We start from the raw sequence: 14,558 nt of genomic DNA on the forward strand, positions 1-14,558 counted from the left end.
AAAGGGGAGCAGCTTTCGCCACTCACCTTCTCTGATCTAATATCTTTTATTTTTACGCAATAGAAATAATAAGCTTACCACCGTTAGCATCATCTGCAACCTGAATCAGAAACTCTCCCGTAGATGCATCCAACACCCAGCCTACGGCTCCCGCAGCGAGCTGCTCATGCGTTATGTTTTGTAGCCCATCAACATCCTTTGTCATGAAGTTCGCATTACGGAACGAGAACCGAATGAACTTACGCTCAGGCTTAAATCCTTTCAAAGCGTTATATGCCCAGTTGAGCTCTACCATATTCCCTTGTCCGGCTACGTTTACAGATAACTGGGAATAAGCGCCATTACGATAGTCGAAGCTCACCCCATCATCTTCATACAACGTATACGAAGCTGTAGAATCTGCTCCTGCACTATAAATATTGAAAGTAACGAACTCATCGACAATATCATCTGCACTTTGCTTTAATGGTCCTTCTGCAATGATTGAACTTGCCTTCACGTAGATTGGCATGATCTCAATTGGCGCATGTGCGAGAATGTGACGACCTCCAGCCAAACGCTCTCCCGTCCAATAATCGATCCAGTCTCCAGCTGGCAAATAAACAGAGCGGTGTGCAGTATCTGGACGATAAACTGGTGCAATCAATAGATTTTCCCCGATAAGGAACTGATCACAAAGGTTCGTTACATTCGGATCAGACGGATATTCAAGCAGAAGCGGGCGAAGAATCGGCAAACCGCTCGTTGCTGACTCTTGGAATAAATTATAGAGATGCGGCATGAGACGATAGCGGAGACCAATATAAGTCCGTACAATCTCTTCCGACTTCGTTCCAAATGACCACGGCTCTTGACGCACCGTACCAATAGCGGAGTGATTCCGACAATACGGGAAAAATGCTCCCATCTGTGTCCAACGAATAAGCAGTTCATCCGATGTATGATGCGCGAAGCCACCAATGTCGGGACCAGCAAACGGTATGCCAGATAATCCCATATTCATAACCATCGGCATTGCCATCGCCATATGCTCCCAGAAGCTGCGATTGTCGCCAGTCCATACAGCAGCATAACGCTGAATACCCGCATAACCAGCACGTGTAAGAATGAACGGACGTTGTCCTTCAAGCAAACCACACAAGCCTTCATACGTTGCTTTCGACATCAACATGCCGTATAGATTATGAAGTTCTTCATGCGTTAGCGGATTCCCATTGTTGCCATGCATGGCGTCAAGGTCCATCGTCTTGCTCTCATTAAACAAGGCTGGCTCATTCATATCGTTCCAAATGCCTTGAATGCCAAGATCTGTATAGAACTTATGTTGCTCTCCCCACCATTTTGAAGTACGGTCCTCTGTGAAATCAGGGAAAGCGCTAATGCCAGGCCATACTTCACCGAAGAAAATATCCCCTTCAAGCTTTTTGACAAAATGGTTCTGACGTACGCCTTCTTGATAAATCTTATATTTTGCATCCTTCTTCACGCCTGGATCTACAATAGGAACAATTCGAATACCAAGCGACTTAAGTTCTGCCATCATTCCTTCCGGATCTGGGAAACGATCTTTATCAAAGGTGAACACACGATACTCGTCCATATAATGAATATCCAAATAAATAACATCACATGGAATTTGTTTCGCACGGAACGTTCTAGCCAGCTCCAGCACTTCCTGCTGATTCATATAGCTATAGCGAGATTGATGATATCCGATTGCCCATTTAGGAGGAAGATCCATCCGTCCGGTCAGCGTCGTGTAACGTGAGACTACGTCCTTCAGCTGAGGTCCATTAATGAAATAAATATCATAAGCACCTGTAGTACAACTAATTGTAAATGCAGTTTGTTCTGAACGCATATCGAAATCGGTCCGACCAGCATTATCTAAAAAGAGTCCATAACTGCGTTCACCATTCATATGAATGAGTAATGGAATGGACTCGTACAGCGCCTCGATCTCTGGCACATGCGGTGCATAAACATCGGTATTCCAGTTCGTATAGCGTTCACCGCGCTTGTCGAGGAAACCAGTCTTCTCACCTAATCCGTAGAAATGAGATTCTAGTGTACTATCGTAAGTTGCTTTCATCTCACCTCGTGCATTCCAGCTGATCGGTTGCTGGTAAGCCATTTTATTTCCCGCAAGATCCTCATAAGAAAAACTGAAATCAGCTTTGTTAACAACTAGTTGCATAGAAAACGTTTTGAAAATAATATGTTCGTCGTTCTCTTCTATCTCTACATCTACTAATTGCTCTTGAGGCAGTACGCCTGGTGTGGTCGACAAATCTACATTTTCTTCATGGAAAATCTTAATTCGGCAGATGTTATCTGAAAGAAATAAAACCGCCGCATTACCCTTCTCCCCACGACAAATGTGTACGCCATCCTGGTGTTCTAACGACTTTACAGCCCCCAATTGCTTCCTCGTTGCTTGTCCCTCTAACAGAGCAACCTTATCTGGATGTATCGCTGCGCTTCCTTCCATATCTGTTACCTCCCATGCTGTTATGAAAAGAAGCGTCCGCCGTTAACCGGAGATCGCTTCTTTTTCCTCTTATAGTTGTTGTTCCTTTAATTTCTGTTCTTATTTCGCTTTTAGATTATCCCAAGTTTTTTGCAAGTCTTCGTATAAACCCTCTTTATCCGATTTACCTGCAATGTACGATTGAATGTTATTACCGAATTCATTTGCGCTGCCATCTGGGAATTTTTTGAAGTTCCAGCTTAATACTTTATCAGCTTGGCTATAAGTCATAACTTCCGTTCCCAATTGTCCTAGATCTTCATTCATTGCTTTGATGCTCTTGAAAGCAGGAATAAACTTAAATTCTTTCGTGATATATTTTTTACCGGCATCCGTTGTTACCAACCAGTTCAAAAATTGTTTTGCTTCTTCTTTTACAGGCGAATTTTTGTTAACAACCCAGTTGTTAGGTACGCCAACTAGCAATTTATCATTTTCAGCCGCATTATCGTTTATTGGCATTGGCAAAATACCAGCGTTTAAGTTCGGGTTAATGCTGTCAATTTGTACTTGAGTCCAGTTGCCTTGTTGTGTCATTGCCGCTTCGCCACTCGCAAACATCGTCATTTCTGTGTTGTAGTCCGTTGTTAGTGGGTTTTTGTTGCCGTATTTCATCGTTAGGTCAAGAAGATTAGTCCACTCTTGGAATACTGGGTTGCCAGGAATTTTTGCTGTTCCATCATTTAGACTTTTAATGAATGCATCCGGGTCCTTCTGATTAGCAAACGCTAGGTTCAAAGAGTGATCACCTAGAATCCAAAGCTCTTGATAGCCGTTAGCGAATGGTGTAATTCCACTTGCTTGTAGTTTCTTCGCAACTTCTTCGAGCTGTGTAATCGTTTTTGGCAATTCTGTAATGCCTGCTTTTGCGAACAAATCTTTGTTATATACAAATCCATAGCCTTCCAAGTTCATCGGCTGACCATAAATTTTACCGTCCTTCGTCATTGGCTCTTTCGCAACATCGATTGTATCAGCAACCCAAGGCTGATCGGACAAATCTTCCAAGCTGCCTATCCATGTTTCCATTTCACTGTATCCACCGTTGTTGAAAATATCCGGCTCATCGCCTGATGCGAACTTCGCTTTTAGCGCAGCACCATAATCGGAGCCACCGCCAACCGTTTGAATGTCCAGCTTAACACCTGGATGTGCGCTTTCATATTCTGCTTTTAGCTTATTCAGAGCTTCAGCAATCTCAACTTTAAATTGAAAGATTTTAATTGTTTTTGTTTCTTTTACTTCCCCTGTTTCACCTTTGTTTTCGTTTGCCTTTGAGCCGCAAGCGGATAATACCATGGAGAAAGCAAGAAGCATAACGAGTGTGAACTTTGTATACTTTTTCATAATAAAGCCTCCTTGTAGGTTTTAACTGGTATGTTTGAAAACGTTTACTTCTTCATTGTAGAGTGTTGCATGCTTATGTTGTAGGGAGGATATTGACCAAAGAGGTAGACATCTGTGACATCCCCTTATCCTTTAACAGCACCTTGCGTAATACCTTCAATAATGTACTTCTGCATCGACAAGAAAAAGATGATAACAGGGAGAATACCCATAACTAGAGCAGGCAATGCCAAATCCCATTGCTTCGTATACTGTCCAAAAAAATTAAATGTCGCAATTGGAATCGTCCGAAGCTCCGGTGATTGTAAAATAAGCGACGGAAGCAAGTAATCATTCCAGATCCAAAGCGTGTTCAAAATAAATACAGTTACAAGCATCGGTTTAAGAAGTGGCAATACGACCCGGTAAAAGACGCCATATGCATTCGATCCGTCTACAGTCGCAGCCTCTTCAATTTCTAGAGGGATGGACTTCACAAAGCCATGGAACAAAAATACCGATATCGGAACGCCGAAGCCAAGATAACAAATGATTAATCCTGGAATGCTGTTCATGAGACCTAACGTACTTGTCACCTTCACAAGCGGTATCATAATGGATTGGAATGGCACAACCATTGCAGCTACAAACAAAAGGAAGAGAACACGATTAAACCTGCTATCTGCGCGTACCATCCGATAAGCTGCCATCGAACTTAAAATAACGATAACTACATTACTTACAATAGTAATGATAAGTGAGTTAACGAATGCACTTGGAAACTTTGTAATTTCGAAGGCGCGTGTATAGTTGCTCCACTCTAATACTTTCGGCAGACTAGCTGCATTTGTATATAACTCACTAATTGTTTTAACTGAATTTACGAACAAAAAGTAAAACGGTACAAGAAAAAGCAAAGCGATTAAAATCATGATGACTTCCGTCACAATTTTTGCTGTACGATTGTTTTTTGTCATGTCCATTACGCTTTAACCTCCTTGCTTTTTGTTAGCTTCACTTGAAGGCTTGTAATAACAGCTACAATAACGAAGAATATAATTGCTTTTGCTGTACCAAGACCATATCTATTACGTGCGAAAGCTTCATTGTAAATATTCATGGCTACCGATTCGGTTGAGCCGAATGGGCCACCTTTTGTTAGTGATAAGTTAAGATCAAACATTTTGAACGACCAAGAAATAGCTAGAAATAAACAAACGGTCGCTGCTGGCATAATAAGTGGGACAATAATGGAGCGTAGCACTTGAAAACGATTTGCACCATCGATTTCAGCCGCTTCCAAAATATCTTTAGGTACATTGTTAAGTGATGAAATGTAGATAACCATCAAATATCCGGCCGTTTGCCAGACGAACACGATAACAATTGCCCAGAAAGCTGTACTTTCTGTACCTAGCCAAGGTAAGTTAAAGAATGAAAGACCTGTAGCGGTGCCGATAGCTGAAAACCCTTTTACAAAAATAAACTGCCATATAAAACCTAATAAAAGTCCGCCAATAACATTCGGCATAAAGAAAACTGTCCGAAGAAAATTACGGGATTTAAGCGGTTTTATTAGGAAATAGGCTAGGAAAAAACCTAATACATTCGTAAGCACGACACCAAGGATTGTAAATTTAGTCGTAAACCAGAAAGAATCGCGGAAACTACTGTCATGCATAAAAATTTGTTTGTAATTTTCTAAACCAACCCATGTAACTTCTCCCGATACACCGTTCCAATCCGTGAAAGAATAATACAACCCAAGTAAGAAAGGAATAACAATAATAACGCTGAAAAATAGAATAGCAGGACCGGTGAATACAACCTGCTGCGTCAGCTGAGAAGTTTTTTTGCGATTCATCCCATTCTCCCCTTTGCACATTTCATTTATGGCTTATAATTTAGTATGCGAGAATAAGGAAGCAAAAAAAACTGACGATCGTGAACCATTTGGAGTACAATATTGATCTCATTACTCTTATATCCATTACGGAAACGAGCTGATCGCAGATGAACTCACATAGTATACGGACAAAACTAATAAAGTTTATGTTACTGGTTACCATCGTTCCATTGGTGCTTTMTTTGGTCATTACACTCATTCACACGCGTGAATCTATTAAGGAGCAGTCAATAAGTGAAAATACGAAGTTAATATTTCAAGGGAAAACAAATCTGAGTAATTATTTGACCAGCATTAATCGTGCTTCTATCGTCGTATACTCAGATCCGCATTTCTTAAATAATTTATCTAAAGACATTAATGACTATAAAGCGATTGCAGAAATATACAGCACGCTTCAAAATTTGCAAGGCTCATTACCAGACATTCAACAGGTATACATGCACAGCCATCTAACCAGTCAATCTACGCTCATAACCAATAGTGTCCCAAGTCGAGAGCACCGTGACTCGCCATACATAAGTATTGAGAAATATGATACGAACAAAACGAATATAGAACCGCCTCATCCTCTTCATAGCTATGGCTTTCTCTCTTCGCTTGGTGGAAATTCTAGCACCCCGGTGCTCACCTTCCATCGTCCGATCACTCGGATTCCATCTACCGAGCAGTTAGCCATTTTGGCTATTGATGTGAAGCTAGATAGTATTGCTGCAATCTGCAACCAGCTATATAATGCGGAGGATGAACATCTTTACCTGCTTGATGAAAACAATGTCGTTATTTACAGCGGTAATTCTGAGGACATCGGTAAACCGCTTGCTAACGTTGATTTGGCAACACAAGTAAAAAATAATGAGTCCGGCGTTATTGATGGGGACGACTCCATCCAAGTTTATGAGAATCTGGAGCTTCCTTTTGCGAAGTGGACGTTAGTGAAGCAGATTCCTCATGCTGGTCTTTACCATAAGTCAACACAATTGACGACCATTAACGTTATAGTTGCCATAATCGCCTTGCTTGCCGTTATTGTTGGCACACTGTTTATTTCTTTCCGTATTACAAAACCTATCAAACAGCTTGCAAGTTATATGAATCAGATTCAGACAGGCCGCTTAAACGTTGAGATTGAGCTGAACAGCCGTGATGAAATCGGTTATTTATCTAGACAATTCAGACAAATGATGGATACCATTAACAACCTTATTTTACGGAAATACAAGCTTGAACTAGCCAACAAAACGAATCAGCTCAAAGCGTTGCAATCACAGATTGATCCTCACTTCTTGTACAACAGTCTGCAATCGATCGGTACAGTAGCGCTTGAACACAACGTGCCTCGTGTGTATAATCATCTTTCTTCCTTAGCAGATATCATGCGTTACAAAATGCGAAGCGGAGAGGTACTTGTAGCTTTACTAGAGGAAGTCGACCATTTGAAGCTTTATTTGGGCCTGCAAAAAGAACGATTCGATGAACAGTTTGATTATAGGTTTGATTTAGATGCTGACAGCTTAACCGCACCTATCCCTAAGATGACACTTCAGCCATTAGTTGAGAACTATTTCAAGCATGGAATGGACCCACATCTAGGAAACGGACAGCTAGTTGTGCGCAGCAGTATATCATCTGGAAAACGACTTGTCATTGAAATTGAAAATAATGGCGTTTCTATCCCAGAACTTGAGCTAAAACAGCTTCAAGAGAACTTACTAATAAACCTTGTAAACGACGATCATGATGAGACTGAATATACGTCCATCGGCTTGTACAATGTGCTTATGCGCTTGCAACTATATTATGCTGACACAGCTGCCCTCCGTATTGAGAATATTGAGCCTCATGGCGTTAAGATCACCTTAGAGTATGTGTGGGAGAGTGTAATTTCATGAAAGTACTAATTGTAGACGATGAAAAGCATGTACGGAATGCGATCAATTTACTAGCAGATTGGAAGACATACGGGATTACGGAGGTCGCCGAGGCATCAGACGGTGAGCAAGCCGTATCCTTAATTGAGACGCTCAGCCCGCAAATCGTATTGACGGATATGAAAATGCCTCGTAAAGATGGGGCAGAGCTATTAACTTGGCTGCATACAAATAGACCGCATATTAAAGTAATTGTCATTAGCGGTCACGATGAATTTGAGTATGTGCGTCATACAATTCGTACGGGTGGAATGGATTATCTTCTTAAACCAGTCAAAGCAGATATTCTCAATGAAGCGTTAAACAATGCGACGAATTGCTGGCTAAAGGAAGAGGAGGCTAGACAACGCTTAACACAGCAAAGTATTGAAGTAAATGAGATGAAACCTCATTACGTTGATAAATTGTTAACAGATCTCGTTACTGGTCAAACGCGTAGAGACCTTCTAAATCAGCTTCATGAAGATATTCATATGCCGATGCCATTATCATCCTGCTCAGTTGCTGTTTTATCTATTTCACAGTTGGATCAGAAACTGCTTGAGAAATTCCAAGGACAAACCATGTTGCTCTTCTTCATTATTAGCAATATTTGCAATGAGTTATTAAAGTCTAAGGGCATCGCTTTCCGCCACTTGAATAGTTCCAGCGAAATTGTCATTTTCTATTGGGATGATCGAGGTTCTTTTACAAACCTATTAAAAGGGATAGATGATGGGATTTATGCTACATTAAACTGTCGTGTTCATTTCGGAGTTGCAACCAAGCGGATACTTGCTGAACAATTGTCACAAGCATATATAGAGGCTTCCAAAGCTTTATGGAGTAGAAATTTACTTGATTATTCTTCTCGGGTGCATGTGCTCGGAGATACTAGTATTCAATTGACTCGACCACTTCGATTAACTACCTTTGAAGAACAGCTCAGGCTTACTGCACTAAGCGGCAAGCAGGAACAATTCGAGCTGATCACAGAGAAATGGTTAGATCACATCAGAAAGCTAGGAATCGTTACTCCTGAGCAGCTTATTGAATGGGATAATGAATGGGATTGGATGCAGATTAAATGGTTTGAGAGCGAAAGTAAGGAAACCCATACCATCGAACGCGAAACATCAAGAAATGATTTTTCCCACCCCTTGCATTTGAATGAGGATGGATTGCTGCAATTTGAGCAATTGAGCGATCAAATGAAAAATCGATTAGGAGCTGCTTCAAAGATATTAACTCAGCTCCATAAGAAGGACCATTTATTTATTCATGATATCGCTAAATATGTGGAAAATCATTTTCAGGAAGATATATCGCTTCAAGATGTTGCTAGTCGCTTCTTCCTAAGTCGAGAATATATTGCACGCAAATTCAAGCAAGAATACGGGGTCACCCTGCTTGATTATCTGAGTCGTATCCGAATAGACAAATCAAAGATACTGCTACATAATCCCCATCTCCGTATCGCACAAGTTGCAGAGATGGTCGGTTATCAGGACGAGAAATATTTTAGCAAAGTTTTTAAGAAGCTCGAAGGAATAAATCCCGGTGAATATCGTAAAGATCAAGCATAGTCGACTTGATCCATGCACTAACCCGAAAAAATCGGGTTAGATACACCGAAGCGCGCTTGATGCATGCGTTAACCCGAAATAATCGGGTTAGACACACCGAAGCGCGCTCTACTTATAAATCAATCAGTTTAACTTAATGAGGGACTTTTTTGGGATATCACTATTCTAGTTTAAAAGCTGATGATGCTCTTTTTAACTCTTGCGATAAATCATCAATAGACTTCACCATATCTGCAAGCTCCTGCACCATTGCAGATTGTTCGTGCATCGTCGCGGTCACTTCCTCAACAGAAGCAGACACTTCTTCTCCAGAAGCAGACAAACTTTCAACAGATGACAATACATCATCCTTTTCTTTCTCCATAGATGAGACCTCGCTCGACATCCCTTTTATTTGCTCCGTAATTTCTTGTACATGACGGAATATCGTATGGAATGCTTCTTTAGTCTGACCTACGAAATCGTCTTGCATCGTTGATATTTCGCGTATTTGATTTACACTATTATTATTTTCTTCAACATAGGATAAATTCTGTTCAATAATAGAGCGAATATCATGTGACTGTTTGGAGCTTTGTTCTGCTAATTTACGAATTTCACTGGCTACAACAGCAAAACCTCTGCCATGTTCCCCTGCTCGCGCAGCTTCGATTGAAGCATTCAAAGCTAACAAATTAGTTTGACTTGCGATTTCTTGAATCGCCCCTGTTATTTGACGAATTTGATTAGAGCTATCTTCTAATCTGCCTGTAATCGATGAGATTTTAATAACTTCTTGTTCATTTCTTTCATTGTTTTGAATTAAAGCTGCTACTACATCATTACTTTGATGGAACACTTTTATAATTTCGTCGGAACGCTCCCCAATAGAAGTTGACTGCGCGTTTATCCGGTCGATTTTGTTCCCAATTTCATAAAACTTCCCTACAATCAACTCCGTCTCATTTGCTTGATTTTCCATTGCCTTTGCAATTTCTAACGTTGTTGTTGATGTTTCGCTTACCGAATGTGCCGTCGTTTTAGACGATTGATCTAACTGGCCTGTACTTGTATTTAACACTTGAATCGAAGTGTTCATATTAACAACAAGAGCTTTGTTTTGCGCTACCATTATATTGAAATTATTCGATAAATCTTTAAACTCACTATCATATTTTTTATCAGAAACAACCGTTAGATCGCCATCTGCAAGCTTGCTAAACAAACGCGTTAAGTCAATTACCGGTCTTGAAATGTAGCGCGATAATAAAATTCCTAGTCCAATCGCAAGTATAAGCGCACATATCGTCACCAGAGCCATCTGATTCAAAAGAACATTGAGTGGTTCCTTAATATTTTTGTAGGAATCTTGGACCACGATGCTCCAATCCGCAACAGGAATTTTCGTATAACGAATATAATTTTCATCCGTTTCTATACTTCCCTGTACCAGTTTATCTGTCGCATTTTCCTGAAGCTTCTCTGAGACACCTTTAACTTCATATTTCTTTCCAATTGATTCCTTATTCTTAGAGTTATATATCATCGTGCCACTTCGACTCGTTACGATAATACTTCCCTTACTATGACTTTTGGCTCCCAACAGTTTATCAAAAAAGGAAGCAGTATCCACTGTTGTGGCGTATACTCCTAATACTGTACCATCATCGCCCAGAATAGGTTCAGCGAATGAAATAAGCCAGATCCCTTTTGATTTGGACAAAATCGCATCGCTAATGAACCGTTTCCCCTTCACTGCTTCTACAAAGTATTCACGATCTGAACGAGAATCGCTTAACGTATCTGGATTAGTACCAGCGATAATCGTACCGTTCCGATCAATAACTAAGATAGAGTCATTTCCACTAAGTCCTTTAAGGCTATCATTTAAAATATCATTCGATTTTACAAACAACTCATTATCTTTAGAAAAGAATTGTTTCTCATTGAGTGTCCCACTAGCTCGTAGTTTCAATAAATCTTTAACAGTAGGATGTATCGAAACTAAATAGGTAGACTCCTGCTTTGCTTGAACAGTAGACCCCAGTCCTTCTCCGATAAGATCAGAGCTCACTTCAATTTCCTCGATGCTTTTATCTAATAGCAGCTTTGACCCAAACTTGTACATCATTACGCTTGATCCTAACAACACAACAACGACTAATAAGCTAATTAATGTCGGAAGAGTTTTCTTCAGCGACATATCTCTTAGCCCCTTTACTTTATTCATCCAATTATTCAAACGTATGTCCTCCCATGATGTGCAAAAATTTAACCATTCAATAATATCGGAATGACATAGTCATTAATGAATAGAACTATCCGAAACTCTACTAACATTTAAACAATACTTGTAGAATTATTCTGCCCAATAAAAAAAGCACCCCCAAAAAAGCGAATGCTTAAATGGAAGTGCTTATCTTTTAATCTTATCTGATTTCGATTGATTTAGCGATTCCTCCATCACCTTTGATCACTACAAATTGGTTATGTTTAAGTTTAGTAGCATCACCGATAATCGTTACATTAGGGTCTACTGAATAACTAAATGTAAGATTTTGACCATTTTCGGAACGAGTTACTGAAATGGACGTCAGTCTAGCATTGGAATTGAACACAAGCGAGCTAACAATGCCAACCTCTGTAAACGTAGTTGTTACAGGTGCTTTTTCCGTTACTTCGATAAAGATTACTTTTTTCTGGAAAGTACGGATAAACAATTTATCTCCCGCTTGAAGTGCACTAACTGGTGAACGTTTGTCATCTCTGAAGATGAATACATTAGGATCAATGTCTAATGTTACTTCTGTTTTGTCCGATTTTGTAATCGTTAGTTTACCATCTTTCGGCAGCGCTTTTAATTGGCCACTTACAGCATGCAAGTCTACATCAGGAGTTTCAATATCGGTATGATCCAATAATACGGTTAAATCATTGCGGCTAACGGTATGATTTGGATTAAAATATTTATTTCCATACTTATCTGTTGTTACTTTGATGATGCCTTTTTGCAGAGCTAGTGCAACATAACCAACAGAACCAGCAGGAATGTCTTTAGCATCTTTTATATCAAGCTTTGTATTATTTAAAGCTTTTGCTTCATCTTCTAGTTTTAATGCTTTGATCGCTAAAATAGTTGCCCACAATCTTGATGCGTGCTGGTCAGCCTTAACTTCGAAATCCGACTCCAAAAAGAGATCGTTTTCGACAGCTACAGCTACGTACCCAACTGCTTTAGGATACTTTTTCTTAAGATTTGCAGCATCTTTAAAGTTTAGAGCCGTGTTCATCTCTGCAGAAGATTCTGCTTGCGTGCGTAGACCCATTAATCTAACTGCTGCAATAATCGTATCGATACGTGTTACTTTATCTTTATTTTTGATTTCATCAAAAATGTCATCATAGCGGTCATCGTCATCATCGTCGCGATCATCATCACGGTCATCGTCATCATCGTCGTCATCATCATCATCGTCGTCATCACGGTCATGTTTTTTGTCATACCAACTGTTCCCTTTGCCTTTATCGTGACCATATTGATTACCTTTACCATCCGCAAATGCGGAAGTTGCTCCTGTAACTAACATAATCAATGCCATAGATGTGATAGCTGTTTTTTTCCACAACGTATTTTTCGTCAAGAAAGCCACTCTCCTTTGATTTCGATAGCGGAATTTCCGCAATTTACCTTCGCCAATAACATTCGGGAGGTAATGATCGATTAAAGGGGGTGGCTTTCAAAAATAATTATTTTATTCTGATTTTGGGTTTAATTGTTTTTCTTTTAACCACTTTGGAGCACCTTTATTTTTACCTTCACGTTTCTTCTGCGCACTCGATTTCGCTTTAGCTACCTGTTTAGGTGCTGGCTTGGAAGGCGATGTTGCTGCTGAAGGATTAGAAGTGTTAATAATAGGCTTATTGCCCCGCGATTGCGAGATTGATCCAGCTTTTGCTGACTGATTGAAAGCAGGCTTGTCCTGACCAGATACAGATTGATTAGTTGTTGACACCGATGCCGATGCACGCTTTGCTGAATCTGTATCATTCCGATTATTCATTCTTCCACCTGCACCACTATAAGAACTGCTGGAAACAGAACTTGTATTTCTACCGATTTGACTCTGCTCCCTTGACGCTCTAGCTGCACCAGGTTTCGTAGCTTCTCTCAGTTCCTCTTCCGACAACAACTTACCACGGTACATTGCTCGTTCGCTAAGGTCGATACCAAGTTGCTTACGGAATTTCTCCATAATGAAAAGTTCCTGTGGCGTTACAATCGTAATAACGGTACCACTTTTACCCATTCGCCCCGTCCTACCAGCACGGTGAACATAATGATCTGCGTCAACAGCTGGATCTAGTTGCAATACTAGTGGCAAACCTTCAATATCTAAACCTCTTGCTGCAACATCTGTAGCAAGCAACAATTGACAACGTCCGTCACGGAAACGTGTCAGCGTCGCAGCTCTTCTTTGTTTGTCGGAATCACCATACAATGCTTCTACCGTAAATCCTTCGTAACCAAGTTTCGATTCCCAGTTGGAAATATTATCGGTATCATTAAGGAATAGCAGAGCTGACTTCGGGTTCAGCAATCTGATGATCCGTCTCGCTGTATCTGTCTTATCTCGTTTATCACTTAATATATAATAGTTGCTTATCGTTTGAGACACGGTATGTTCCGGCGTCAATTGAACACGGGAAGGTCCTTTCATCCAGCGCCCTTCAAATCTTGCCATTTGCTCTGGATAAGTTGCGGAGAAAAACGCCATTTGACGATCGTTGCCCGTTCCGAAAAGAAGTACCTCTACTTCCTTCGTTGAGCCTAACTGAAACACTTGATCCGCTTCATCGATAACAACATTTTTAACATCATGAAGTTTAAGTTTACGATTTTTGTACAACTCATGGATACGGCCTGGCGTACCAATAACAAGCTGTGGTTTTAGTTTAAGTTTTTCCACTTGTCGTTTCATTGCCGCTCCGCCGATTAACTGCTGCACACGAATGCCTAGCGGCTCTGCATATACTTGAGCTACTCTATAAATTTGCATAGCCAGTTCCTGTGTCGGAGAAAGAATGAGCGCTTGTATTGCACCCGAATTAGCATCAATTCGTTGTAACATCGGCAATAAAAAAGCAAGCGTCTTGCCTGTTCCCGTTTGTGATCTAGCCGAAACATCCGCACCAGAAAGCAATACTGGAATCGTTTCAGCCTGCACCTCCGTCGGTTGTACAATGTCATTTTTCTCTAATGCCTCTCGCAGCACATCATTAATTCCTATTTCACTCCACGTTTTGCCACTCATTAATCATTA

The 14,558-nt window shown here is 40.4% G+C and carries 9 protein-coding genes; 2 read left to right on the forward strand and 7 right to left on the reverse strand.

Translation table 11 applies throughout. The annotated features are described in order from the left end of the window. Positions 1–52: 52 nt before the first annotated feature. The 4 genes from I6N90_RS05490 to I6N90_RS05505 form a co-directional block, all read right to left on the reverse strand. Entirely contained in the window at positions 53–2,491 is a 2,439-nt protein-coding gene (locus tag I6N90_RS05490) for a glycoside hydrolase family 31 protein (protein WP_197934454.1), read from the reverse strand. Positions 2,492–2,590: 99 nt separating this feature from the next. Next, a complete protein-coding gene (locus I6N90_RS05495) occupies positions 2,591–3,877 on the reverse strand; it encodes an ABC transporter substrate-binding protein (RefSeq protein ID WP_197934455.1) in 1,287 nt (428 codons plus the stop codon). A 125-nt stretch (positions 3,878–4,002) separates the two neighbouring features. Then, on the reverse strand, positions 4,003–4,839 hold the full coding sequence (locus I6N90_RS05500) for a carbohydrate ABC transporter permease (RefSeq protein WP_197934456.1): 837 nt from the start codon (positions 4,837–4,839) through the stop codon (positions 4,003–4,005). Further along, positions 4,839–5,720 carry a carbohydrate ABC transporter permease gene (locus I6N90_RS05505; RefSeq protein ID WP_197934457.1) on the reverse strand — a complete coding sequence of 294 codons (882 nt, stop codon included), beginning with the start codon at positions 5,718–5,720 and terminating at the stop codon, positions 4,839–4,841. The genes I6N90_RS05500 and I6N90_RS05505 overlap by 1 nt, the downstream gene beginning before the upstream one ends. A gap of 215 nt (positions 5,721–5,935) precedes the next feature. On the opposite strand from I6N90_RS05505, the gene I6N90_RS05510 reads away from it, so the two are divergent. After that, positions 5,936–7,654, forward strand: coding sequence for a cache domain-containing sensor histidine kinase (locus I6N90_RS05510; protein WP_332262419.1), 1,719 nt, complete (start codon positions 5,936–5,938; stop codon positions 7,652–7,654). Then, entirely contained in the window at positions 7,651–9,258 is a 1,608-nt protein-coding gene (locus I6N90_RS05515; RefSeq protein WP_197934459.1) for a response regulator transcription factor, read from the forward strand. The genes I6N90_RS05510 and I6N90_RS05515 overlap by 4 nt, the downstream gene beginning before the upstream one ends. 160 nt (positions 9,259–9,418) lie before the next feature. Here I6N90_RS05515 and I6N90_RS05520 read toward each other — a convergent pair whose 3' ends face one another. From I6N90_RS05520 to I6N90_RS05530, 3 genes are all read right to left on the reverse strand, one after another. Further along, complete coding sequence (locus I6N90_RS05520) at positions 9,419–11,479, reverse strand: methyl-accepting chemotaxis protein (RefSeq protein WP_232242543.1); 2,061 nt, start codon at positions 11,477–11,479, stop codon at positions 9,419–9,421. 187 nt (positions 11,480–11,666) lie between these two features. Beyond that, entirely contained in the window at positions 11,667–12,878 is a 1,212-nt protein-coding gene (locus I6N90_RS05525) for an S-layer homology domain-containing protein (RefSeq protein ID WP_197934460.1), read from the reverse strand. A gap of 111 nt (positions 12,879–12,989) precedes the next feature. Next, positions 12,990–14,549 carry a DEAD/DEAH box helicase gene (locus I6N90_RS05530; RefSeq protein ID WP_197934461.1) on the reverse strand — a complete coding sequence of 520 codons (1,560 nt, stop codon included), beginning with the start codon at positions 14,547–14,549 and terminating at the stop codon, positions 12,990–12,992. Positions 14,550–14,558: the final 9 nt, after the last annotated feature.

Origin of the sequence: Paenibacillus sp. GSMTC-2017 (assembly GCF_016019935.1) — a bacterium.
In the GTDB taxonomy this organism is placed as follows: domain Bacteria; phylum Bacillota; class Bacilli; order Paenibacillales; family Paenibacillaceae; genus Pristimantibacillus.